At 69.1% G+C, this 23,014-nt stretch carries 20 protein-coding genes; 6 read left to right on the top strand and 14 right to left on the bottom strand.

The annotated features are described in order from the left end of the window. Nucleotides 1–24 precede the first annotated feature (24 nt). Together murU and DIE12_RS16220 are read right to left on the bottom strand one after the other, a co-directional pair. Complete coding sequence (gene murU / locus DIE12_RS16225; RefSeq protein ID WP_124488615.1) at nucleotides 25–747, bottom strand: N-acetylmuramate alpha-1-phosphate uridylyltransferase MurU; 723 nt, start codon at nucleotides 745–747, stop codon at nucleotides 25–27. 31 nt (nucleotides 748–778) lie between these two features. After that, nucleotides 779–1,828 (bottom strand): aminoglycoside phosphotransferase family protein, encoded by a 1,050-nt coding sequence (locus tag DIE12_RS16220; RefSeq protein WP_124521051.1) that lies wholly within the window; start codon nucleotides 1,826–1,828, stop codon nucleotides 779–781. Nucleotides 1,829–2,051: 223 nt separating this feature from the next. Between DIE12_RS16220 and DIE12_RS16215 the strand changes: the two genes are divergently transcribed. From DIE12_RS16215 to rsmA, 4 genes are read left to right on the top strand one after another with little or no spacing between them, the layout of a single operon-like run. Further along, on the top strand, nucleotides 2,052–4,412 hold the full coding sequence (locus DIE12_RS16215; RefSeq protein WP_124521052.1) for an LPS-assembly protein LptD: 2,361 nt from the start codon (nucleotides 2,052–2,054) through the stop codon (nucleotides 4,410–4,412). 51 nt (nucleotides 4,413–4,463) lie between these two features. Beyond that, a complete protein-coding gene (locus DIE12_RS16210; protein WP_124488618.1) occupies nucleotides 4,464–5,822 on the top strand; it encodes a peptidylprolyl isomerase in 1,359 nt (452 codons plus the stop codon). Between the two features lie 11 nt (nucleotides 5,823–5,833). Further along, complete coding sequence (pdxA, locus tag DIE12_RS16205) at nucleotides 5,834–6,823, top strand: 4-hydroxythreonine-4-phosphate dehydrogenase PdxA (RefSeq protein WP_124521053.1); 990 nt, start codon at nucleotides 5,834–5,836, stop codon at nucleotides 6,821–6,823. Between the two features lie 49 nt (nucleotides 6,824–6,872). Continuing rightward, entirely contained in the window at nucleotides 6,873–7,703 is an 831-nt protein-coding gene (rsmA, locus tag DIE12_RS16200) for a 16S rRNA (adenine(1518)-N(6)/adenine(1519)-N(6))-dimethyltransferase RsmA (protein WP_124521054.1), read from the top strand. Nucleotides 7,704–7,819: 116 nt separating this feature from the next. On the opposite strand, the gene DIE12_RS16195 is transcribed toward rsmA, so the two are convergent. Next, nucleotides 7,820–8,755, bottom strand: coding sequence for a DMT family transporter (locus tag DIE12_RS16195; protein ID WP_124521055.1), 936 nt, complete (start codon nucleotides 8,753–8,755; stop codon nucleotides 7,820–7,822). A 384-nt stretch (nucleotides 8,756–9,139) separates the two neighbouring features. Between DIE12_RS16195 and gloA the strand changes: the two genes are divergently transcribed. After that, nucleotides 9,140–9,529, top strand: a complete 390-nt coding sequence (gloA, locus tag DIE12_RS16190) for a lactoylglutathione lyase (RefSeq protein WP_044846812.1) — start codon at nucleotides 9,140–9,142, stop codon at nucleotides 9,527–9,529. 100 nt (nucleotides 9,530–9,629) lie between these two features. On the opposite strand, the gene DIE12_RS16185 is transcribed toward gloA, so the two are convergent. The 5 genes from DIE12_RS16185 to glyQ are packed head-to-tail and all read right to left on the bottom strand — an operon-like array spanning nucleotide 9,630 to nucleotide 15,093. Next, complete coding sequence (locus DIE12_RS16185) at nucleotides 9,630–10,538, bottom strand: M48 family metallopeptidase (protein ID WP_124488622.1); 909 nt, start codon at nucleotides 10,536–10,538, stop codon at nucleotides 9,630–9,632. Between the two features lie 46 nt (nucleotides 10,539–10,584). Then, nucleotides 10,585–11,349: a 1-acyl-sn-glycerol-3-phosphate acyltransferase gene (locus DIE12_RS16180; protein ID WP_044846811.1), complete on the bottom strand. Its 765-nt coding sequence runs from the start codon at nucleotides 11,347–11,349 to the stop codon at nucleotides 10,585–10,587. Nucleotides 11,350–11,392: 43 nt separating this feature from the next. Continuing rightward, nucleotides 11,393–11,956, bottom strand: coding sequence for a D-glycero-beta-D-manno-heptose 1,7-bisphosphate 7-phosphatase (gmhB, locus tag DIE12_RS16175; protein ID WP_124488623.1), 564 nt, complete (start codon nucleotides 11,954–11,956; stop codon nucleotides 11,393–11,395). Nucleotides 11,957–11,966: 10 nt separating this feature from the next. Next, a complete protein-coding gene (gene glyS, locus DIE12_RS16170) occupies nucleotides 11,967–14,066 on the bottom strand; it encodes a glycine--tRNA ligase subunit beta (RefSeq protein WP_124521056.1) in 2,100 nt (699 codons plus the stop codon). Nucleotides 14,067–14,088: 22 nt separating this feature from the next. Continuing rightward, nucleotides 14,089–15,093, bottom strand: coding sequence for a glycine--tRNA ligase subunit alpha (gene glyQ / locus DIE12_RS16165; RefSeq protein WP_080294533.1), 1,005 nt, complete (start codon nucleotides 15,091–15,093; stop codon nucleotides 14,089–14,091). 344 nt (nucleotides 15,094–15,437) lie between these two features. On the opposite strand from glyQ, the gene DIE12_RS16160 reads away from it, so the two are divergent. After that, nucleotides 15,438–17,075, top strand: a complete 1,638-nt coding sequence (locus DIE12_RS16160) for a tetratricopeptide repeat protein (protein WP_124521057.1) — start codon at nucleotides 15,438–15,440, stop codon at nucleotides 17,073–17,075. A gap of 165 nt (nucleotides 17,076–17,240) precedes the next feature. Here DIE12_RS16160 and lnt read toward each other — a convergent pair whose 3' ends face one another. From lnt to DIE12_RS16135, 6 genes are all read right to left on the bottom strand, one after another. Next, nucleotides 17,241–18,932: an apolipoprotein N-acyltransferase gene (gene lnt, locus DIE12_RS16155; protein ID WP_124551299.1), complete on the bottom strand. Its 1,692-nt coding sequence runs from the start codon at nucleotides 18,930–18,932 to the stop codon at nucleotides 17,241–17,243. 52 nt (nucleotides 18,933–18,984) lie between these two features. Continuing rightward, nucleotides 18,985–19,872, bottom strand: a complete 888-nt coding sequence (locus tag DIE12_RS16150; RefSeq protein ID WP_044846806.1) for an HlyC/CorC family transporter — start codon at nucleotides 19,870–19,872, stop codon at nucleotides 18,985–18,987. A 287-nt stretch (nucleotides 19,873–20,159) separates the two neighbouring features. Beyond that, nucleotides 20,160–20,309 carry a hypothetical protein gene (locus DIE12_RS38085; RefSeq protein ID WP_185500336.1) on the bottom strand — a complete coding sequence of 50 codons (150 nt, stop codon included), beginning with the start codon at nucleotides 20,307–20,309 and terminating at the stop codon, nucleotides 20,160–20,162. Between the two features lie 67 nt (nucleotides 20,310–20,376). Continuing rightward, entirely contained in the window at nucleotides 20,377–21,009 is a 633-nt protein-coding gene (locus DIE12_RS16145; protein WP_124488627.1) for a gamma-glutamylcyclotransferase, read from the bottom strand. Between the two features lie 14 nt (nucleotides 21,010–21,023). Next, nucleotides 21,024–21,809, bottom strand: a complete 786-nt coding sequence (gene ybeY / locus DIE12_RS16140) for an rRNA maturation RNase YbeY (protein ID WP_124521059.1) — start codon at nucleotides 21,807–21,809, stop codon at nucleotides 21,024–21,026. Nucleotides 21,810–21,961: 152 nt separating this feature from the next. Beyond that, nucleotides 21,962–23,008 carry a PhoH family protein gene (locus DIE12_RS16135; RefSeq protein WP_124488629.1) on the bottom strand — a complete coding sequence of 349 codons (1,047 nt, stop codon included), beginning with the start codon at nucleotides 23,006–23,008 and terminating at the stop codon, nucleotides 21,962–21,964. Nucleotides 23,009–23,014 lie beyond the last annotated feature (6 nt).

Genomic DNA, 23,014 nt, shown 5'->3' with positions numbered 1-23,014 from the left:
CGGGCGCGGTCAGCCGCGAAACGATCAGCCCGCGGCGGCGCGCAGCCGCGCGTCGAGTTCGCCGAGCTGGGCGGGCGTGCCGACGTTCTCCCAGATTCCTTCATACAATTCGCCGCTCGCGCGGCCGGCCTCGATGGTCGCCTTGAAGTAGGGCGTGAGCGGCCGGTGCGTGCCGGGCACGATGTCGCGGAACATCCGCGTGTCGTACACGCCGATGCTGCCGAACGTGACGCGCGGCGCGCCGGCGAGCGCCAGCCGGCCGTCGTCGCGGAGCACGAAATCGCCGTCCGGATGGAACGGCGGGTTCGGCACCATCACGAGATGCATCGCGGGCGCATCGAGCGCGGCCATCTGCGCGGCGCGCGGCGCGAGCGTCCGGTAGTCGAACGCGCAGTACACGTCGCCCGCGACCGCCGCGAACACCGTCGGCCGGCCATCGCGCTCGATGAGCGGCAGCGCCTGCGCGATCCCGCCGGCGGTTTCCAGCGCGTCGCCTTCGGCCGAGTACGCGAGCCGCACGCCCCAGCGCGAACCGTCGCCGAGCGTTGCCTCGAGCTGTTCGCCGAGCCACGCGTGGTTGATCACGATCGTCTCGATGCCCGCACGCGCGAGCGCCTCGATCTGCCAGACGATCAGCGGCTTGCCGCCGGCTTCGAGCAGCGGTTTCGGGCGGGTATCGGTCAGCGGGCGCATCCGGTCGCCGCGGCCGGCGGCGAAGATCATCGCCGTGGTCAGGGTAGTGCTCATGTTCGGCTGAGGGGAAGGACGGTGAGGGCGGTCAGAACGTATAGCCGACGTCGGCCGCGCCCTTACCCTCGAGTTCGTCGAGCAGCTTCGCGAACGGCACGAGCGGGCGGTAGCGCAGCGCGACCTTGCGCGCGTAATTCAGGAAGCGCGGCAGGTCGTTCAGGTAGTGCGGCTTGCCGTCGCGGTAGTTGATGCGCGCGAACAGCCCCAGGATCTTGATGTGGCGCTGCAGCCCCATCCATTCGAGCTGGCGGTAGAACTCGCCGAAGTCCGGATCGACCGGCAGGCCGGCCTTCTTCGCCTTTTCCCAGTAGTACGCGAAGCAGTCGAGCTCGAACTCCTCGTCCCAGCTGATGAACGCGTCGCGCAACAGCGACACGACGTCGTACGTCAGCGGCCCGTACACGGCGTCCTGGAAGTCGAGCACGCCCGGGTTCGGCGCGCACACCATCAGGTTGCGCGGCATGAAATCGCGCAGCATGAAGCCCTGCGGCTGCGCATGGGCGCTCGCGACCAGCAGCGCGAAGGTACGGTCGAGCGTGCCGCGCATCGCGTCGGTGACCGGCTTGCCGAGATGGCGGCCGACGAACCACTCGGGCAGCAGCTCCATCTCGCGGCGCAGGAACGCCTCGTCGAACGGCGGCAGCACGTCCGGCTTCGAGCTCAGCTGGAAGCGGATCAGCGCGTCGAGCGCATCGCGCATCAGCGGGCGGGCGGCGACCGGGTCGGCCGGATCGAGCACCGAGATGTACGACGTGCGGCCGAGGTCGGTCACGAGCATGAAGCCGGCGTCGAAATCGTGGGCCAGCACGTCCGGCACGTGGTTGCCGGCCGCGGCGAGCAGCTGCGCGACCTGGACGAATTCGCGGCACTTCTCGGGCGGCGGCGCGTCGACCGCGACCAGCGTGCCGCCGGGGCTCGTGGCCGACGCGACACGGAAATAGCGGCGGAAACTGGCGTCCGACGACGCGGGCGCGAGGGTCGTCAGGTCGAGGGCGAAGCGCTCGGCGAGCGGGCGCAGCCACGCGGTCAGGGCTTCGAGGCGGGCGTCGGGCTGGGATGCGGCGGATGGGGGCGTCATGAAACTCGGCGGAGGGGGGAACGTCTTGCCATATAATACCCCACGACTTTTTTGACGCGCCCCGCGTCAGCTTCCGCCGTGCAGGCCCGCCGCCTGTCGCGCCGTCCGCCCGATCGCCTCCCCGGTTTGCGCTCAGCCGCAGTCGCGGTGCGACGGTGCGGCCCGCCGCGCGCGAATGTGCCGTGCAGCTGCGGTTGACAAGGGGCGATTCGCCAAACGATAGATGCCGCCCAAACCGCTATTCCCGAATGTCTTCCCCGGTGACGGGGCGCCGCGCAAACGGCGGCTCGCGCTCGCGCTCCTGGCCGTGCCCGGCCTCGTGCCGGCCGTGTCGCACGCGCAGCTGTCGGGCGCGGCCGCGCAGCCGCAGCCGCTCGACTCGCCGTGGGACCTGCGTCTCGCCCCGCAGCTCGAGGATCATCCGCTGAAGGACGGCGCGAAGCCGGCCACCTTCGTGATTGCCGACCATACGAGCGGCACGGCCGATCAGGACCTCGCCGCGAAGGGCTCGGCCGAGCTGCGCCGCGGCGACGCGGTCGTGAAGGCCGACGCGCTCCACTACGATCAGGATACCGACATGGCCGACGCGTACGGCCAGGTCAAGGTGGTCAACGGCGGCACGTCGTTCGCGGGCCCCGAGGCGCATCTGAAGGTCGAGGCGAACCAGGGCTTCATGACGGCGCCGAAGTACCACTTCAACGTGACGGGCGGCTCCGGCAGCGCGGAGCGCGTCGACCTGCTCGACAGCGAGCGCTCGGTGTTCGTCAACGGCACCTACACCGCGTGCCAGTGCGCGACGAACCCCGCGTGGTACATCAAGGGCAGCCGCTTCGACTTCGATACCGGCGCCGACGAAGGCACCGCGCGCAACGGCGTGCTGTTCTTCCAGGGCGTGCCGATCTTCGCGAGCCCGTGGATGACGTTCCCGCTGTCGGGCGAGCGGCGCAGCGGCCTCTTGCCGCCGACGTTCTCGATGAACTCGAACAACGGGTTCGAGCTGTCGCTGCCGTACTACTTCAACATCGCGCCGAACCGCGACCTGACGATCACGCCGCGCATCATCTCGCGGCGCGGCGTGCAGACCGAAGCGACGTTCCGCTACCTGTCGCCGTCGTATTCGGGCACGTTTACGGCCAATTACCTGCCGGATGACCGGCTCGCGCACCGCAACCGCTACGCGATCTACTGGCAGCACCAGCAGAACTTCGGCGGCGGTTTCGGCGGCTACGTCTACTACAACAAGGTCTCGGACAACACGTATCCCGAAGACCTTGGGTCGATGAACCAGTTCATCAACGGGACGCAGACGCTGTACCAGCAGGAAGCCGGCCTCACGTACAACAACGGCCCGTGGTCGGTGCTCGCGCGCTACCAGCACTGGCAGACGCTGCCGCCGTCGATCGCGCCGTACAGCCGCGAGCCGCAGTTGAACGTGAAGTACACGAAGTACAACGTCGGCGGCTTCGACTTCGGCGCGGAAGCCGACTATTCGCGGTTCCGCATCACGACCGCCGACATGACCGAAGGCGACCGGATCGTCTTCAACCCGTATATCGCGTACGGTGTGTACGGCCCCGGCTACTTCGCCGTGCCGAAGGTCCAGTACCACTTCGCGTCGTACGACCTGAACCACCTGTCGTCGAGCACGCCGAACAGCCCGAAGCACTTCACCGAGTCGATCCCGACCGTGAGCTTCGACTCGGGCCTGATCTTCGACCGCTCGGTGCGCCTGTTCGGCCAGGACTTCATCCAGACCCTCGAGCCGCGCCTGTACTACGTGTACACGCCGTATCGCGACCAGTCGAACGCGCCGCTGTTCGACACCGCGGAATCGGACTTCGGCCTCGCGGAGATCTACCAGCCGAACACGTTCGTCGGCAACGACCGGATCGCCGATGCGAACCGGATCACGGCCGGCCTGACGTCGCGCTTCATCGATCCGCGCACCGGTGACGAGCGCGCGCGCTTCGTGGTCGCGCAGCAGTACTATTTCGCCGACCAGCGCGTGACGCTGAACTCCGGCCAGAGCGCCGTGCTGGCGCGCCACTCCGACCTGATCGTCGGCGCCGCGCTGAAACTCGGCTCAGGCTTCATGTCGGAGACGGCGTTCCAGTACAACCAGAACAACAACCAGCTCGTGAAGTCGAGCATCGGTTTCGGTTTCAGCCCGGGCGAGCGCCGCGTGATCAACGTCGGCTACCGCTACACGCGTGCGAACACGACGCTCGACAACCAGCCGATCAACCAGTTCCTGGTGTCCGCGCAGTGGCCGCTCACGCGCCGCCTGTATGCGATCGGCCGCTTCAACTACGACCTGGCCGCCGACCGGGTCGTCGACGGTCTGCTCGGCTTACAATACGACGCGGATTGCTGGGCGCTCGGAGTCGGGGTCCAGCGGTACGCGAACGGCGTGAACACGTCGGGGCAGCAGAATTCGTCGACGCGCTTCATGATGCAGCTGACGTTGAAGGGGCTGTCGAGCGTCGACAACGGTCTCGTGGCCGCATTCCGCGCCGGGGTGCCGGGCTATACGCCGCTGCCGTCCGCGCCGCCGCCGATGTCCCGCTTCAGCAACTACGAGTAACGCCGGCTTGTCTGCACCGGTCAGCACGATTTCAATGGAGTATCAGTGGCAATGAAGAAAACCCTTCGTTTCGCGGCAGTCGTGTCCAGCCTCGCCGCCGCCGCCGCGCTGCTCGCCGCTGCGCCGGCCGCGGCGCAGGCGCTTGGTTCGCATGGCGCGCAGCTTGCCGACGAAGTCGTCGCGGTCGTCAACAACGACGTGATCACGGGTCGCGAACTCGACCAGCGCGTCGGCCTGATCTCGCGCCGGCTGCAGCAGCAGAACGCGCCCGTGCCGCCGGCCGACCAGCTGCGCGCGCAGGTGCTGAACCAGATGGTGCTCGAACGCATCCAGGTGCAGAAGGCCAAGGACGACGGGATCCGCATCGACGATGCCACCGTGCAGTCCACGCTGCAGCGCCTCGCGCAGGCGAACGGGATGACGCTCGAGCAGTACCGCGCGCGCATCGTCGCGCAAGGCGTGCCCTGGAGCGTGTTCACGAGCGACGCCCGCACCGAGCTGATGCTGTCGAAGCTGCGCGAGCGCGAGGTCGACGGCAAGATCACCGTGTCGGATGCCGAGGTCGCGAACTACATCGCGAGCCAGCGCGGGCCGAGCGCATCGCAGCAGCAGGACCTGCGCTTCCAGCACATCTTCATCAAGGCGCCGACCAACGCGCCGCAAGCCGACATCGAAGCCGCGCAGAAGAAGGCCGACGCGCTGCTGCAGCAGGCCACGTCGGGCGCCGATTTCGAGAAGCTCGCGAAGAACAACTCGGAAGCGAACGACGCGAAGAAGGGCGGCGACCTCGGCTTCAAGGCGCCGTCCGCGCTGCCGGCCGACGTCGTCGAAGCCGCGTCGAAGCTCCGCCCCGGCCAGGTCAATCCGACGCTGATCCGCGTGCCGGACGGCTTCGAGATCGTGCGTCTCGTCGACCGCCGCCAGAGCCAGGGCGCGACCGCCGCGGCACCGAAGATCGTCCAGACGCACGTGCGCCACATCCTGTTGCGCGTCGGCGAAGGCAAGTCGGAAGGCCAGGCACGCCAGCAACTGCAGGACATCCGCAAGCAGGTCGAGGCCGGCGGCGATTTCGAGAAGTTCGCGCGCACCTACTCGCAGGACGGTTCGGCGTCGCAGGGCGGCGATCTCGGCTGGATCAGCCCGGGCGAGACCGTGCCGGAATTCGAGCGCGCGATGAACAACCTGCAGGCCGGCCAGATCAGCCAGCCGATTCGCACCGAGTACGGCTACCACCTGATCCAGGTGGTCGAGCGCCGCGAGGCGGAAGGCTCGGTGCAGCAGCAGATGGATATCGCGCGCCAGGCGATCGGCCAGCGCAAGGCCGAGCAGGCGTACGCCGACTGGCTGCGTGAACTGCGCGATTCGTCGTACGTGCAGTACAAGATCGGCGGCGTCGGCCCGGCGAACTGAGCGAGCTTCGCATGACGGCATCCGCGCTGCAGATCGCGATCACGACCGGCGAACCCGCGGGTGTCGGCCCGGAGCTGACCGTGCAGGCGTTGCAGGATGCCGCGCGGCGCTGGCCCGGTGCGCATTTCACCGTGCTCGGCGATGCCGCGCTGCTCGACGCACGCGCGGCGGCCGTCGGTGCCGACCGGGCGGTGCTCGCCGGCGGTGGGCCGGTGTCGGTCGAGCATCATCCGCTCGCCGTGCCCGCGCAGGCGGGCAAGCTCGACGCGGCCAACGGCCGCTACGTGCTCGGGCTGCTCGATGCCGCGATCGACGGCGCGGTGGCGGGCCGGTTCGACGCGATCGTCACCGCACCGCTGCAGAAGAGCACGATCAACGATGCCGGCGTGCCGTTTACCGGCCATACCGAATACCTTGCGGAACGCACGCACACGCCGCGCGTCGTGATGATGCTGGCAGGCACGGGCGAGCGGCCGCTGCGCGTCGCGCTCGCGACCACGCACCTGCCGCTGAAGGACGTGTCGGCCGCGCTGACGATCGACGGGCTCGTCGAGACGCTGGCGATCGTCGATCGCGACCTGCGGCGCGACTTCGGTCTTGCGGCGCCGCGCATCCTCGTGACGGGGCTGAACCCGCACGCGGGCGAGAACGGCTATCTCGGGCGCGAGGAGATCGACGTGATCTCGCCGGCGCTCGCACGCGCGCAAGCGCAGGGCATCGACGCGCGCGGCCCGTATCCGGCCGACACGCTGTTCCAGCCGCGCCATCTCGAGGGCGCCGATTGCGTGCTCGCGATGTTCCACGATCAGGGCTTGCCCGTGCTGAAGTATGCGACCTTCGGCGAGGGCATCAACGTCACGCTCGGGCTGCCGATCATCCGCACGTCGGTCGATCACGGCACGGCGCTGGATCTGGCCGGCACGGGCCGCGCGGATCCGGGCAGCATGGTCGCCGCGCTCGACACGGCCGTCACGATGGCGCGCCATCGCCGCGCGGCCTGACACGCACGAGCCTGACCTCATTCGTCGTATTTTTCGTTTTTCTCAGTCGATGTCGAACAGCAGACAGCACCAAGGCCACTTCGCGCGCAAGCGCTTCGGGCAGAACTTCCTCGTCGATCACGGCGTGATCGACTCGATCGTCGCGACGATCGGCCCCGCGCGCGGCCAGCGGATGGTCGAGATCGGCCCCGGCCTCGGCGCGCTGACCGAGCCGCTGATCGCGCGTCTCGCGACGCCCGAGTCGCCGCTGCATGCGGTCGAGCTCGACCGCGACCTGATCGGGCGCCTGCAGCAGCGCTTCGGCGCGCTGCTGGAGCTGCACCCGGGCGACGCGCTCGCGTTCGACTTCCGCTCGCTCGCGGCACCCGGCGACAAGCCGTCGCTGCGGATCGTCGGCAACCTGCCGTACAACATTTCCAGCCCGCTGCTGTTTCACCTGATGACGTTCGCCGACGCGGTCATCGATCAGCATTTCATGCTGCAGAACGAAGTCGTCGAACGGATGGTCGCGGAGCCGGGCACGAAGGCGTTCTCGCGACTGTCGGTGATGCTGCAGTACCGCTATGTGATGGAGAAGATGCTCGACGTGCCGCCGGAATCGTTCCAGCCGCCGCCGAAGGTCGATTCGGCGATCGTCCGGATGATTCCGTACGAGCCGCACGAACTGCCGGACGTCGATCCCGTGCTGCTCGGCGAAGTCGTCACCGCCGCGTTCTCGCAGCGCCGCAAGATGCTGCGCAATACGCTCGGCGACTACCGCGAGACGATCGATTTCGACGCGCTCGGCTTCGATCTCGCGCGACGCGCGGAGGATGTCAGCGTGGCCGAATATGTCGGCGTCGCGCAGGCGCTTGCAGCGGCGCGCAAGGCCGCGGAGTAGCGGCACGCGGGCGTCGCACCTGGCGCCTGCCCCGAGCGCGATCGACGAGGCTGCCCTGAGCGGGCAGCTTTTTTTTCGCACGGCGTTCGTCGCTGCCGGACCGCGTCCGCATCGCGCTACGCGCGCCGGCGCGGCGGCGCGTTGACGAGCGCGATCCCGGTCAGCACCAGCGCGGCCGCCGACATGAAGCGCCAGCCGACCGATTCGCCGAGCAGCAGCACGCCGAACGCGACGCCGAACAGCGGCGACAGGAACGTGAACACCGATAGCCGCGACGCGCTGTAGCGCGTCAGCAGCCAGAACCACGACAGGTAGCTGACGAACGCGACGATCACCGACTGGTACGCGAGGCTCGCGAGCGCGATCGGCGTGACCCGCGCGAACGACGTCTGGCCGAGCAGCGCGGCGAGCGCGATCAGCACGACGGCCGACACCGCGAGCTGGTAGAACAGCGTCTTGCTCGCGCTGGCGCGCGCGAGCGACGTCGAACGCACGACGACCGTCGTCGCGGCCCACATCGCGCCGCCGAGGATCCCGAGCGCGTCGCCGGCGAGCCCGGCCAGCACCGATGCGCCGGGCGCGCGCGGCGTCAGGAAGCCGTCCGCGAACGCGAGCGCGATGCCGGCGAACGCGAGGCCGACGCCGGCCCACTGGACGCGCTGCAGCCGTTCGCCCGGCGCGAACAGGTGCAGGCCGAGCGCCGTGAAGCACGGTGCCGTGTACAGGAAGATCGCCATGTGCGACGCGCTCGTCAGCGTGAGCCCGAAGAACACGCAGATGAACTCGCCGGCGAACAGCGCACCGGCCGCGATGCCCGCGCCGAGCGTGCCGTCCGCGCGGAACAGCGGCGTGCCGCGCGAGCGTGCCCAGCCCCACAGCAGGAGCGCGGCGATCACCGAGCGCAGCCCGGCCTGGAACATCGGCGGGATCGCCGCGTTGGTGCTCTTGATCGCGACCTGCTGGAGGCCCCAGATCGCGCACAGCAGCAGCATCACGCCGACCGCGCGCATGTCGAGCGCGCGTCGCACGGGCGTGCCGGCGAGCGCGGTCATCGGCGGACCTCGCCGATGCGGCGGGAAGCAGGCTGGGGCATGAGCAGAGACTTGGGCAAGGACATGGTCAGCGGCGGACGGACGGCGCGTCCGGCGCGCGCGAATCGGCGATTTCTCACGGCAGGCTGTGTGGCTGGAATGAGGCGGTGGTCGCGTTCTGGCTGCGGGCGGCATGCCCGTTTTTGGTGCGAAGTGGGAGGATGTTACCCGATCGATGGACTTGCCGGGGCCGTCGGGCGCGGTGATCTCCACCGCCGCACGGGCTTCGCGCTCGCCGTGCGGATGCTTGGGTATCGGCCGGTGGCGCACGGGGCGCCGGCGGCGGGATTGACCCGACTCCGGTAGAATTTCCGCTTCTGGAAAGTCCCCACAGGAGTACAACACATGCGTTTGCTGCATACGATGCTGCGAGTCGGCGATCTCGACCGCTCGATCAAGTTCTACACCGAATTGCTCGGCATGAAGCTGCTGCGTCGCGAGGATTATCCGGAAGGCAAGTTCACGCTCGCGTTCGTCGGCTACGAAGCGGAAAGCGCGGGCACCGTGCTCGAGCTGACCCACAACTGGGATACGCCGTCCTACGATCTCGGCAACGGCTTCGGCCATCTGGCGGTGGAAGTCGACGATGCCTACGCGGCCTGCGACAAGATCAAGGCGCAAGGCGGCAAGGTGACCCGCGAAGCCGGCCCGATGAAGCACGGCACGACCGTGATCGCGTTCGTCGAGGATCCGGACGGCTACAAGATCGAGTTCATTCAGAAGAAGGCGCACTGAGCGCCGGGCGCGCGGCGCACGATGTGCGTCGCGGGCAGGAAAAACGGGCGATGTGGAGGAATCCGCATCGCCCGTTTGTATTTTGGTGCGGCCGATCGCGTCAAAGCGCCGGCAGCAGTTCGGGCGGGTGATGCTTGAGCGTGTGCCGCGCTTCGCGGAATTCCGGGAAGATCGATTCGACGGTCTGCCAGAAGGCCGGACTGTGGTTCATCTCGCGCAGGTGCGACAGCTCGTGCGCGACGACGTAGTCGACGATCGACATCGGGAAGTGGATCAGCCGCCAGTTCAGCCGGATCTTGCCGTCGCTCGAGCAGCTGCCCCAGCGCGTCGCCGCCGACGACAGCGCATACATCGAATACGTGACGCCGAGCCGTTCCGCGTAGACCGCCAGGCGTTCGCCGAAGATCCGCTTCGCTTCGCCCTGCAGCCAGCCCTGCACGCGATCCTTGATCTGCTGCATGTCGGCTTGCACGGGCAGCGGCAGCGACAGCCGTTGCGCATCGGCGTCGAATGCGACGGCGCCCGCGCCGAGCGCGATCGTGATCGTCTTGCCGAGATAAGGGAGTTGCGCGCCGTCGCGCCAGTCGATCTGCGGCAGCGCGCGCTGCTCGGTGCGGGTTTTCCACTCCGCGAGCTTCGCGAAGATCCAGCGCTGCTTCTCGGCGATCGCCGCTTCGATGTCGGCGAGCGTGACCCAGCGCGGCGCAGTGATCGACAGCCCGCTGCCGTCGATCGTGAAGCCGATCGTGCGGCGCGCGGAGCGCTTCAACCGATATTCGAGCACGCGGCTGTCGAGTGCGAACGTGCGGACGCGGGAGCGATCGGGTGCGGGACCCGGATCGAGCGGCGCCGCGGGGACTGCGGGCGCTGCAGCCGCTTCAGGCGGCGACGGCAGCGCGGCGGGCGCCGACGGTGGCGGCGATGCTGCCGGCCCGTCGAAGAGCGGCAGGTCCATCTGGCGATGATCGAGTGCCACGATGGCAGGCCGTGGCCGCGGACGCTTTTTCATCAGTTCGCTTCGTTTCGTCGTACGCAACGGCTGCAATCCGGGTGATTCAGACGCGTGCGGCATCGCGCGTGCCGGCATTGCCCGGCTGGCGATACGCATCGGGATCGATGCGGCGCATTTCCGCTTCGATCCATGCTTCGACCTGCGAGTTCAATACGTCGGGCGTCTTGCCTTCGACCGGAATCGGCTTGCCGATCGACACGGTGACGACGCCCGGGAACTTCGTGAACGAATTGCGCGGCCACACCCGACCTGCATTGTGCGCGATCGGCACGACCGGCGCGCCGGTTTCGATCGCGAAGCGCGCGCCGCCCGTCTTGTACTTGCCCTGCTTGCCGACCGGCGTGCGCGTGCCTTCCGGGAACATGATCATCCACGCGCCTTCCGACAGGCGCTTCTTGCCCTGGCGGATCACCGACACGAAGGCATTCTTGCCTTCCTTGCGGTTGATGTTGACCATGTGCAGCAGCCCGAGCGCCCAGCCGAAGAACGGCACGTACAGCAGCTCGCGCTTGAACACGTAGCAGAGCGGCTTCGGCATCAGCGCCGGAAACGCGAGCGTCTCCCACGCGGACTGGTGCTTCGACAGCAGCACGGCCGGGCCGTCGGGCAGGTTCTCGTAGCCTTCGATCCGGTAGCGGATGCCGTTCAGCCAGCGCACGACCCACAGCGTCGACTTGCACCAGCCGGCCGCCATCCAGTAGCGCGCGTCGGGGCGCATGAACGGAAAGGCGATGAAGCACGCGGTGGCGTACGGCACCGTGTACAGGATGAAATAGATCAGCAGCAGCAGGGAGCGGACGAAGCGCATCGGCGTGGGTCTGACAGTAGGGAGGATGCGCGCGGCGGCCGCATCACTCGTGTTCGTGTGAAAGGAAGTCGAGTGCGAACGCGCGCAGGTCGTCATGGACCTGCGTGCCGTCCGGCAGGTTGCCCGCGGCGAGCGTCTTCTTGCCCTTGCCGGTCAGCACGAGGTGCGGCCGGAAGCCGACCGCGACGCCGGCCTGCAGGTCGCGCAGCGAATCGCCGACGGCCGGCGTGTGACCGGGATCGATCTCGAAGCGCTCGGCGATCATCTGCATCATGCCGGGTTTCGGCTTGCGGCAGTCGCAGTGGTCTTCCGACGTATGCGGGCAGAAGAACACCGCGTCGATGCGCGCGCCGACCGCGGCCGCCGCGCGATGCATCTTCAGATGCATCGCGTTGAGCGTGGCCATGTCGAACAGCCCGCGACCGATGCCGGACTGGTTGGTCGCGACGACCACGCGATAGCCGGCGTGGTTGAGTCGTGCGATCGCCTCGAGGCTGCCGGGCAGCGCGATCCACTCGTCGGGCGTCTTGATGAACGCGTCCGAATCGACGTTGATCACGCCGTCCCGATCGAGGACGACGAGCTTGCGGTTGGGGCTGGTCGGCATCGTTCGGCCTTTACGCGGCGAGCTTCGAGATGTCGGCGACGCAGTTCATCTGCTGATGCAGCGCCGACAGCAGCGCGAGACGGTTCGCGCGCAGCGCGGGATCCTCGGCGTTGACCATCACGTCGTTGAAGAACGTGTCGACCGGCGCGCGCAGCGCGGCGAGCGCCGACAGCGCGCCCGTGTACGCACGCGCCTCGAGCTGCGACTGCACGTGCGGCGTCACGGCTGCGAGCTGCTCGTGCAGCGCCTTCTCGGCGGCCTCGACGAGCAGCGTCGGCTGCACCGTGCCGTTCGCGCCGCCTTCCGACTTCTTCAGGATGTTCGAGATCCGCTTGTTCGCGGCCGCGAGCGCTTCGGCTTCCGCGAGGCGCGTGAATTCGCGCACCGCGTCGAGGCGCGCGACGAGATCGTCGACACGCGTCGGGTTCAGGCTCAGCACCGCGTCGACTTCGCCGGCCGTGTAGCCGCGCTCGCGCAACAGGCCGCGCAGGCGGTCGATGAAGAACGCGAAGATCGCGTCGGTCGATTCGGCGACGCCCGGCACGCCTTCGAAGCGCGCATGGGCCGTGCGCAGCAGCGACACGAGATCGAGCGGCAGCTGTTTCTCGAGCAGCAGGCGCAGCACGCCGAGCGCGTGACGGCGCAGCGCGAACGGATCCTTCTCGCCGGTCGGCGCGAGGCCGATGCCCCAGATGCCGACGATCGTCTCGAGCTTGTCGGCCAGCGCGACGGCGGTGGACACCGGCGTGGTCGGCAGCGCGTCGCCGGAGAAGCGCGGCTGGTAATGCTCGGCGCAGGCGAGCGCGACGTCGTCGGGCTCACCGTCGTGGCGCGCGTAGTACGTGCCCATCGTGCCCTGCAGTTCCGGGAACTCGCCGACCATGTCGGTCAGCAGGTCGGCCTTCGCGAGGCGCGCGGCGCGCTTCGCGTGCGCGGCGTCGGCACCGATCGCGGGCGCGATCTCGCCGGCGAGCGCCTCGAGGCGCTCGACGCGTGCGAGCGCCGAGCCGAGCTTGTTGTGATAGACGACGTTCGCGAGCAGCGGCACGCGGTCCGCGAGCGGCTTCTTCTTGTCCTGCTCGAAGAAGAACTTCGCGTCGGCGAGGCGCGGGCGCACGACGCGCTCGTTGCCTTCGATGATCTCGCCCGGCGTCTTCGTCTCGATGTTCGACACGATCAGGAAGCGCGAGCGCAGCTTGCCGGCGACGTCGGTGAGCGCGAAGTACTTCTGGTTCGTCTGCATCGTGAGGATCAGGCATTCCTGCGGAACCTGCAGGAATTCGTCCTCGAAGCGGCACGGATAGACGACCGGCCATTCGACCAGCGACGTCACTTCGTCGAGCAGCGACTCGGGCATCACGACCGTGTCGCCGTTCGCGTGCTCGTTCAGCTGCGTGCGGATCGTTTCGCGGCGATCGGCGAAGTGCGCGATCACGCGGCCCTTGTCGCGCAGCGTGTCGGCATACGCGCGCGCATGCTGGATCGCGACGAGGCCGTCGGACAGGAAGCGGTGGCCGAGCGTGGTGTCGCCGGCATCGACGCCGAACGCGGTGACGGGCACGATGCGGTCGTCGTGCAGCACGGTCAGGCGGTGCACCGGACGCACGAACTTCACGTCGGAGCCGTCCGGGCGCTGGTAGGTCATGACCTTCGGGATCGGCAGCTTCTCGAGCGTTTCGTCGAGCGCGGCCTGCAGCCCGTCGGCGAGTGTCGCGCCGGCCGCCGAGTAGTTGACGAAGAACGCTTCGGCCTTGCCGTCCTGCGCGCGCTCGAGATCGGCGATCGACAGGTTCGGATGGCCGAGCGCCGCGAGCTTCTTCGCGAGCGGGGCGGTCGGCCGGCCTTCCGCGTCGAGCGCGACGGACACCGGCAGGACCTTTTCGCGGACCTGCTTTTCAGGCGCGACGGCGCGCACGTTCTGCACGACGACCGCGAGGCGGCGCGGCGTGGCGTAGCGTTCGAACACGAGTTCGCCTTCGATGAGGTCGCGCGCCGCGAGGCGTTGCGCGAGGCCTTCGGCGAATGCGTCGCCGAGGCGTGCGAGGGCCTTCGGCGGCAGCTCTTCGGTCAGCAGTTCGACGAGCAGGGGGGCGGGATGATTGTGCGTCATGTGTGGATTGAATCTCGTCTCGTCAGTCCTGATCGATCTTGCGTTCGACCTTGAGCGGCGGCGCCCATGCCGGCTGGGCGGCGTCCTGGGCGTCGGTGGTGAGGCCCGGCACGCCCGGCGGGTTGCCGAGCATCGGGAAGCCGAGCTTCTCGCGCGAGTCGTAGTAAGCCTGCGCGACGAGACGCGACAGCGCGCGGATGCGGCCGATGTACGCCGCGCGTTCCGTGACCGAGATCGCGCCGCGCGCGTCGAGCAGGTTGAACGTGTGGCCGGCCTTCAGCACGAGCTCGTACGCGGGCAGCGCGAGCTGCGCGTCGATCATCTTCTTCGCTTCCGCTTCGTAGCTGTTGAAGAACGTGAACAGCAGGTCGACGTTCGCGTGCTCGAAGTTGTAGGTCGACTGCTCGACCTCGTTCTGGTGGTAGACGTCGCCGTACGACAGGCGGCGCAGCTCGGGGCCGTTCGGGCCTTGCTCTTCCCATTCGGTCCACACGAGGTCGTACACGTTCTCGACCTTCTGCAGGTACATCGCGAGGCGCTCGAGGCCGTACGTGATCTCGCCGAGCACCGGCTTGCAGTCGAGGCCGCCGACCTGCTGGAAATACGTGAACTGCGTGACTTCCATGCCGTTCAGCCACACTTCCCAGCCGAGGCCCCACGCGCCGAGCGTCGGGTTCTCCCAGTCGTCTTCCACGAAGCGCACGTCGTTCTGCTTCAGGTCGAAGCCGAGCGCTTCCAGCGAGCCGAGGTAGAGATCGAGGATGTTTTCCGGCGCCGGCTTGAGCACGACCTGGTACTGGTAGTAATGCTGCAGGCGGTTCGGGTTCTCGCCGTAGCGGCCGTCCTTCGGGCGGCGCGACGGCTGCACGTAGGCGGCGCGCCATGGCTCCGGGCCGACCGCGCGCAGGAACGTGTGGACGTGCGACGTGCCCGCGCCGACTTCCATGTCGATGGGCTGGAGCAGGGCGCAACCCTGCTTGTCCCAGTAGGACTGCAGCGTCAGGATGATTTGCTGAAACGTAAGCATGAAGAGCCTTCGTGGCGCTGGCGCTCCGTTGCGGGCGGCGCTCCGGGCGGGGCCCGGAGGGTCGGCTCGCGCGGCGGCGCGGCTTGTTAGTGTGCTGAAACGTGCAATTTTACCGGATCGGCGGCCGGATGCGGCCGGAACGCGGACGAAGGGGGCGTCGGCGGTGTTTCGGGCGAGCCGTGCGCGGCCTGTGCGTGGGTCGTCGATGCGCGCGGTGCGCTCGCGCGCGGTGTCGCGATGCGCTGCTCGCTCCGCCTGCCGCGCCGCTTTGCGCGGGCGTTAAGATGCGCGTATTGCGGCGCGCGCGACGCCTGCCGCGCGACCGATTGCCCACTCCGGACCGCATGGACGATTCGAACGACCTCCTCATTCCGCTGATGCCGCCGCTGCTTGCGCTGCTCGGGCAGGCCGCCGACGCGCACGCGCGCGGCGAGCGCGACGCGCATGCGCTCTGGCTCGCCGCCGCCGGCCATCTGCACGCCGTCGACATGGCCGCGCTCGCGCAGCTTACCGCGGCGCTCGTCGCACGGCAGCGTGGCGCCGACGCGCTCGCGCTGGCCGAATGCGCGCTGCGCGTGCATCCGGGCGCCGGCGCGAGTTTCAATCATGGCTATGCGCTGCAGATGCTCGGCCGTCACGCCGACGCCGTCGCGTCGTACCGCGCCGCCTATGCGCTCGATCCGGGCTGGCCGTCGCTGCGCAACAACCTGGCGATCGCGCTGCGGCTGTCGGGCGGCGACCGCAACGAAGAAATCGCGCTGCTCGACGCGGCCGTGGCGGCCGACCCGCACGACGTGCAGGTGTGGACCAACCTGGTCGTCGCGCGGCTCGCGACGCAGGACCTCGACGGCGCGCTCGCGTGCGCGGCGCGGCTCGCGGAGATCGCGCCCGACAATGCGCTCGCGCAGAACAACATCGCGATGGCGATGAAGGAGGCGCAACGCTGGGACGACGCCGAGCGCCATGCGGCGCGCGCGTGCGAGCTGGCGCCCGATGACGCGTCGTTCCGTTTCAACCTCGCGATCATCCAGCTCGTGCGCGGCAACTACGCGGCCGGCTGGCGCGGCCACGAGGCGCGCTGGGACGGCGCCGGCGAGCTGCGCGGCCGCCGGCCGGTGCTGCCCGGCCCGCGCTGGCAGGGCGAGCCGCTCGCGGGCAAGACGCTGCTCGTCTGGGGCGAGCAGGGGCTCGGCGACGTGCTGCAGTTCGCGCGCTTCGTCGCGCCGCTCGCCGAGCGCGTGCACCGCGAGGGCGGCCGGCTCGCGTGGAACACGTTTCCGCAGGTGGGCACGCTGATGCGGCGCAGCCTCGGCGCGCACGCGGATGCGTTCAGCGCGGGCGGCGGCGTCGACGCGCTGCCGGCGTTCGACTACGAAGTGCCGCTGATCGGCCTGCCGTTGATGCTCGGGATGGAGACGTCGACGCTCGGCGCGGCGGTGCCGTACCTGCATGCCGATCCGCGCGCGCGCGACGCATGGCGAGCGCGGCTCGCGGGCGACGGCCAGCTGAAGGTCGGGCTCGTATGGACGGGCAGCGCGGGGCACCAGCGCAATCCGTTGCGGCGCGTCGGGCTCGAGCGTTATGCCGATGCGTTGCGCGGTGTCGACGGCGTCGCGTTTTACTCGCTGCAGCCGGGCGCGGACGCGGATGTCGCCGCGGCGCGCGCGGCCGGTTTCGCGATCGAGGACTTCACCGCCGAACTCGAGAGTTTCGACGATACGGCCGCGTTCATCGGCGCGCTGGATCTGGTGATCACGGTGTGCACATCGGTCGCGCACCTGTCGGGCGCGCTCGGCGCACGCACCTGGGTGCTGCTCGACGTGAATCCGCACTGGCCCTGGCTGCTCGAACGCACCGACAGCCCGTGGTATCCGACCGCGACGCTGTACCGGCAGCCGACGTTCGGCGCATGGGCGCCGGTGCTGGAAGCGCTCGGGCGGGATCTGCGCGGCCTGGCCGCGGCCGCGCAGCGGCCGGCCTGAACGGCTGGCCGGCGCGACGTCGCGCGTCGTTGCTTCCTGCGCGCGGCTTGCCGGGGTGTCGTGCGGACTCGGCCTCGTGCGCCGAACGTCGGCGGGCGGGGCGGTCCGCATGCCGCATCGACGGCGGCGGCCGCGCCGCGCCGCGCGCGCCGGCCGCCCGATGCGTCAGGCGTTCCGGTCTCCGCCGGCCTTCGCGCCGTTGCGGCGACGCAGGCCCGGCCCGAACGTGAAGCCGAACGCGAGCAGCACCAGCGACACCGCGAGCACGATGTTGTTGCCGCTCGTCACGTACGGCGTGAAGCCGCTCGTGCCTTCGATCCGCACATCGAGCGAGCCGATCGTAAACGGCTTGAGCTGGCCGAGCACGCGGCCGCGCGCGTCGATCGCGGCGGTCATCCCGGTATTGGTCGAGCGCAGCATCGGCCGGCCCGTTTCGAGCGCGCGCATCCGCGCGATCTGCAGGTGCTGGTCGAGTGCGATCGTGTCGCCGAACCACGCGAGGTTCGTCACGTTGACGAGCACGCCGGGCGGCTGCGGATTGTCGCGGATCGTCGCGGCGATTTCCTCGCCGAACAAGTCCTCGTAGCAGATGTCGGCCATCACCGGCTGGTTGTGCACGAGGAACGGCTTCTGCACCGGCGCGCCGCGCGCGAAGTCGCCGAGCGGCATCTTCATCAGGTCGACGAACCACCGGAAGCCCCACGGGATGAACTCGCCGAAGGGCACGAGATGGTGCTTGTCGTAGTGATAGATGTCGCGCGAGTGCGGCGTCACGCCGTACAGGCTGTTCGTGTAGTCGACGTAGTGGCCGTCCGGCGTGACCGATGCGCCGACCGCGCCGAACAGCACGGCCGAGCCGGTCGTGTCGCTGAACTTGCGGATCGCGACGGCGAACGGTTCGGGCAGCTCCTGGATCATCACCGCGATCGAGGTCTCCGGCGTGACGATCAGGTCGGCCGGTTTCTCGACGATCATCTGCGTGTACATCTTGATCGCCGCGTCGATGCCTTCCTGCTCGAACTTGATGTCCTGCTTCACGTTGCCCTGCAGCAGCCGCACCGTGAGCGGCGCGTTCGCGGGCACGGTCCACGCGGCCTGCGACAGCGCGATGCCGGCCGCGACGAGCGCGACGGCGATGCCGGCCGGCGCGGCGATGCGCACGCGCGCGTTGCCGGCGGCGCTGTTTTCGGATGCGGGCGCCCGGCGCGCGGCGACGAGCGCCTGCACGACCAGCGCGGCGAACAGCGCGAGCACCCAGGCGATGCCGTACACGCCGACGACCGGCGCGAAGCCCGCGAACGGACCGTCGACCTGCGGATAGCCGCTCGCGAGCCACGGGAAGCCGGTGAATACGGTGCCGCGCAGCCATTCGCCGAGCGCCCAGGCGCTCGCGAACGCAAACGCGCCGTGCCAGGTCGGCGAGAACGGCCGCGGATCGGGTTCGCGGCGATGCCATGCATGGCCTGCGCAGAACGACCAGAGCCCCGCCGAGAACGCCGGGTACAGCGACAGGTAGAGCGAGAACAGCACCAGCGCGCCGCCCGCGAGCGGTGCGGCCATCTCGCCGTACACGTGCATGCTGATGTAGAGCCACCAGATGCCGCTGATGAAGTTGCCGAAGCCGAACGCGCCGCCGGTGAGCGCGGCGCCGCGCCAGCTCGACGTGCGCGTCAGCTGCGCGAAAAACCAGACGAATACGACGAGTTGCAGCCAGCCGCCGTGCGGGGTCGGTGCGAAGCTGAGCGTATTGGCCGCGCCGGCGAGCAGCGCGGCCGGATAGTGCCAGCGCGGCAGCGTGCGGCCGGGCGCCGGCGCGAGAAGACCGCCAGCCGGGCGGGACGGGATCGGATCGTCCATGTGAAGCAAAAGAGGGCGAGCGGTTGAAGGAGACGCGACCGGCGCGAGACGGTCAGTCCTCGTGCGAGGTTTCGGCGCGGCGGCTCGCGAGGGGGTTGCGGCGCACCAGCAGCACGTGGACCTGGCGCGCATCGCCGCGCTGGATCTCGAACACGAGGTTGCCGAGCTGCAGCTTCTCGCCGCGGTGCGGCACGCGGCCGAAATGATGGGTGATCAGCCCGCCGATCGTGTCGACCTCGTCGTCGGGGAAGTCGGTGCCGAACGCCTCGTTGAACTGTTCGATCTCGGTGAGCGCGCGCACGCGGAAGCGGCCGTCGGGCCCCGAGATGATGTTGCCGGCTTCCTCGTCGAAGTCGTATTCGTCCTCGATGTCGCCGACGATCTGTTCGAGCACGTCCTCGATCGTGATCAGGCCCGCGACGCCGCCGTATTCGTCGACGACGATCGCGAGGTGGTTGCGGTTCACGCGGAAGTCGTGCAGCAGCACGTTCAGGCGCTTCGATTCGGGAATGAACACGGCGGGGCGCAGCATCCCGCGCACGTCGAATTCCTCTTCGGCGTAGAAGCGCAGCAGGTCCTTCGCGAGCAGCACGCCGATCACGTTGTCGCGGTTCTCCTCGTACACGGGGTAGCGCGAGTGCGCCTTCTCGAGGACGAACGGGATGAAGTCTTCAGGCTTGTCGGCGATGTTGATCGCGTCCATCTGCGCGCGCGGCACCATGATGTCGCGCGCGCACAGGTCGGACACCTGGAACACGCCTTCGATCATCGACAGCGAATCGGCGTCGATCAGGTTGCGTTCGTGGGCGTCCTGGAGGATTTCCAGCAGCTCGGACCGGGATTCCGGCTCGGGCGAGATGAAGTCGGTCAGGCGCTCGAGCAGCGAGCGCTTTTCTTGCGGTTTGTCGGTGAGCTTACGACTGGGATACGAATCGTTCATGGTGGTGCGCCCGGGTCATGCCGGGGCGCGCGGTCACGGAGTAGGCAAGGATACACCAAGGGCATGGCGCGGCCGTGTCACACCGGCCGTCCGGCCAGGGGCAGGCGGCGCGCGCGAGCCCCGCTCGGGAACGGCCGCGCCGGGCGCGACGCCGTCCTGTGTATCCATCCTATCTCAGAAAGGGGCGGCGGGGCACGGCGGCAAAAAAAGCGGAGGCGACCGGCCGGCCGGTCGGCGTCGGCGGCATTTCGTCGCGTGCAGGGCGCGCCGGGCGGGCGCTCGGACCCTCAGAAGCGCATGCCGGCGGAACAGCCGCCGGCGGCCGCGCCGTTGGTCGCGGCGCCGCCGCAACCGAACATGCCGCAGCCGGACAGTGCGACGCTCGTGGCGACGAGCAGCGCGGCCAGCATGACGCGCGATCTGCGTGACGGGTTCATCGGCGCGGATTCTCCTTCGAACGCACGGGGGCGGCGGCCGGTGTGGCGCAAGCCGGCCGGTCGGGCATCACCGGCATCGCGCGAGCAGCCCTTCCAGCGCGCGGTCGGGGATGCCGCTCGCGCGCAGCGCGTCCACGGTGCGGCTCACGTAGTCGAGCGTCGTGCCGTAGCGGCCGGCCGCGCAGCTGAACACTTCCTTCACGACGGGGTCGGTCAGCTTGCCGGTGTAGGTGGGCACGTCGCGGCGCATCACGAATGCCAGCGCGTTCACGCGTTCGCCGGTCTCGAGCGTGCACGGCAGCCACGCGGGCCGGTACGACCCCATCGGCATTTCGCGTTTCCACAACGTCTCGAGATGCGGCTGCGCAGTCGGGCCCGCGAGCCGGAACGCGATGCCCGAGCACGAGCCGCCGCGATCGAGCGCGAGCACGAGGCCCGGACGTTCGGGCGTGCCGCGGTTCACGCGCGACCACAGGTAGAGCCCGCGATGGTAGCCGTGCACCTTGCCGCGCACGGCGGCGATGGTCGGCAGCCCGGGGTTCCAGATCAGCGAGCCATAGCCGAACAGCCAGAGATCCTGCCGGCCGTCCCAGTCGCGCATCGTGTGCGCGAGCGACGCCGCGAGTTCGTCTTCCGTCAGCAGCCGTCCCTCGCCGATCGACGGCGGGTAGGCGGGCGGCAGCATCGCGGCGTGGTGCATGGTGCGGACGGCTTTTACTGGTACGGGTTCGGGAAGCCCAGCTTCGCGAGGATGTCGACTTCAAGCGCTTCCATTTCGGCGGCGTCCTCGTCGCTCGTCTCGTGATCGTAGCCCTGCGCGTGCAGCGCGCCGTGCACCAGCAGGTGCGCGTAATGGGCGATGAGCGGCTTGCCCTGTTCGTGCGCTTCCTTCTCGACGACCGGGCAGCACAGCACGAGGTCGCCGATCACGGTGCCGTCGGGCGCCGGGTCGTACGCGAAGGTCAGCACGTTGGTCGGGTAGTCCTTGTGGCGGTAGCCGGCGTTCAGCGTTTGGCCTTCTTCGTTGCCGACGAAGCGCACGGTGAGCTGCGCGTTCGCGAACAGCGCCGGCTCGAGCCATTCGGCGATCAGCTTGCGTTTCGGCAGCGTCTTGCGGATGTCGGCGGTGATCTCGTCACCGTACTGCACGGACAGGTCGAGCTCCAGCTCGCGCAGCTCGTCCGCCATTTCCGCGATTTCCTCGTCGCGCGGCGCGGGTTCGGCACCCACGTGCAGCGTCACGCTGTCGTAGTGCTCGGGCTGCAGCGCGAGCTTCGCGCGCATCGCCGGATCGTTGTGCTGCGCGACGATCGCGACGGCTGCCTCGCCCGAGCTGCCCGACAGGTCGAACATCAGGCTGCGGCCGTCCGGGAAGTCGATTCGAAGCCCTTGCGCGTTGACGGTCCGGGCCTTGCCCTTCGCATCGAACAGCGAAAGACGCGGGGAATCGGGCGCGGCGGACTGGTCGCGCCCGGACTTGCGAGAACGGGAAGATTTCATGACGGGTGCGGCGATTGGAACGCGTTGAGGATACACCAAACGGCCGATCGCTCCCGAATTCGAACCGGCCGCGCGCGGGCGAAAAAATGCCCGGCGCGCCGTCGGGCGGGCCGGGCCGTCGGCCGGTGCGGCGCGCTGGCGCAGCCGGCTTCCTACGCGTCCTTGTGCTGCGCGTGGAAGTCGTCGTACGCCTCGACGATGCGCGCGACGAGCGGATGGCGCACGACGTCGGCGCTCGTGAAGCGCGTGAGCGCGATGCCGCGCACGCCGCCGAGCACCTGCTGCGCCTCGACGAGGCCGCTCTTGTGCCCGCGCGGCAGGTCGACCTGGCTCGTGTCGCCGGTGACGACGGCCTTCGAGCCGAAACCGATCCGCGTGAGGAACATCTTCATCTGCTCGGGCGTCGTGTTCTGCGCCTCGTCGAGGATGATGAACGCGTGGTTCAGCGTGCGGCCGCGCATGTAGGCGAGCGGCGCGATCTCGATCATCTGGCGCTCGAACATCTTCGCGGTCTTGTCGAAGCCGAGCAGGTCGTACAGCGCGTCGTACAGCGGCCGCAGGTACGGGTCGACCTTCTGCGCGAGATCGCCCGGCAGGAAGCCGAGCCGCTCGCCGGCCTCGACGGCCGGGCGCGTCAGCACGATCCGCTTGACCTGGTCGCGCTCGAGCGCATCGACCGCGCACGCGACCGCGAGGTAGGTCTTGCCGGTGCCGGCCGGCCCGATGCCGAACGTCACGTCGTGCTGCAGGATCTGCTTCAGGTATTCGCGCTGCGCGGGCGTGCGGCCGCGCAGGTCGGCGCGCCGCGTGTAGAGCTTCGGCGCGGGTTCTTCGTCCGGCATTTCCGCGTCGAGCTGCGCGACGGGCTCGTCGAACGGATGGTCCGGATCGCCGCGAAAGCGCACGTCGAGCGTGTCCTGGCGGCCGTTGCCGGACGTGTGGCGCACTTCGACCAGCGCGAGCTGGATATCGTCGACCGACAGCGGATCGCGCGCGCGGTTGTAGAAGTTCTCGAGCGCCGCGAGCGCGAGCTTCGCGCCGCGGCCGCGGATCGTGATCCGGTGGCCGCGCCGCGCGAGCGTGACGTCGAGCGCCTGTTCGATCTGCCGCAGGTTCTCGTCGAGCGGGCCGCAGAGGTTGGCGAGGCGCGCGTTGTCGTCGCGCGGCGCGGTGAATTCCAGTGCTTGGACGGTCTTCAAAGTAGC

It is taken from the genome of Burkholderia sp. Bp9015 (assembly GCF_003853505.1).
Classification (GTDB): domain Bacteria; phylum Pseudomonadota; class Gammaproteobacteria; order Burkholderiales; family Burkholderiaceae; genus Burkholderia.
Note: the sequence above shows the minus strand (reverse complement) of the source record. Positions and strands in the feature narration are given on the sequence as shown.

Coding starts and splice junctions, on each gene's coding strand:
- DIE12_RS16150 (WP_044846806.1), bottom strand. CDS start 19,872: ATGAACGATTCGTATCCCAGTCGTAAGCTCACCGACAAACCGCAAGAA.
- gloA (WP_044846812.1), top strand. CDS start 9,140: ATGCGTTTGCTGCATACGATGCTGCGAGTCGGCGATCTCGACCGCTCG.
- DIE12_RS16210 (WP_124488618.1), top strand. CDS start 4,464: ATGAAGAAAACCCTTCGTTTCGCGGCAGTCGTGTCCAGCCTCGCCGCC.
- ybeY (WP_124521059.1), bottom strand. CDS start 21,809: ATGAAATCTTCCCGTTCTCGCAAGTCCGGGCGCGACCAGTCCGCCGCG.
- rsmA (WP_124521054.1), top strand. CDS start 6,873: ATGTCGAACAGCAGACAGCACCAAGGCCACTTCGCGCGCAAGCGCTTC.
- pdxA (WP_124521053.1), top strand. CDS start 5,834: ATGACGGCATCCGCGCTGCAGATCGCGATCACGACCGGCGAACCCGCG.
- DIE12_RS16185 (WP_124488622.1), bottom strand. CDS start 10,538: ATGAAAAAGCGTCCGCGGCCACGGCCTGCCATCGTGGCACTCGATCAT.
- glyS (WP_124521056.1), bottom strand. CDS start 14,066: ATGACGCACAATCATCCCGCCCCCCTGCTCGTCGAACTGCTGACCGAA.
- DIE12_RS16215 (WP_124521052.1), top strand. CDS start 2,052: ATGCCGCCCAAACCGCTATTCCCGAATGTCTTCCCCGGTGACGGGGCG.
- DIE12_RS16195 (WP_124521055.1), bottom strand. CDS start 8,755: ATGACCGCGCTCGCCGGCACGCCCGTGCGACGCGCGCTCGACATGCGC.
- gmhB (WP_124488623.1), bottom strand. CDS start 11,956: ATGCCGACCAGCCCCAACCGCAAGCTCGTCGTCCTCGATCGGGACGGC.
- DIE12_RS16145 (WP_124488627.1), bottom strand. CDS start 21,009: ATGCACCACGCCGCGATGCTGCCGCCCGCCTACCCGCCGTCGATCGGC.
- DIE12_RS16160 (WP_124521057.1), top strand. CDS start 15,438: ATGGACGATTCGAACGACCTCCTCATTCCGCTGATGCCGCCGCTGCTT.
- DIE12_RS38085 (WP_185500336.1), bottom strand. CDS start 20,309: ATGAACCCGTCACGCAGATCGCGCGTCATGCTGGCCGCGCTGCTCGTC.
- DIE12_RS16180 (WP_044846811.1), bottom strand. CDS start 11,349: ATGCGCTTCGTCCGCTCCCTGCTGCTGCTGATCTATTTCATCCTGTAC.
- lnt (WP_124551299.1), bottom strand. CDS start 18,932: ATGGACGATCCGATCCCGTCCCGCCCGGCTGGCGGTCTTCTCGCGCCG.
- glyQ (WP_080294533.1), bottom strand. CDS start 15,093: ATGCTTACGTTTCAGCAAATCATCCTGACGCTGCAGTCCTACTGGGAC.
- murU (WP_124488615.1), bottom strand. CDS start 747: ATGAGCACTACCCTGACCACGGCGATGATCTTCGCCGCCGGCCGCGGC.
- DIE12_RS16220 (WP_124521051.1), bottom strand. CDS start 1,828: ATGACGCCCCCATCCGCCGCATCCCAGCCCGACGCCCGCCTCGAAGCC.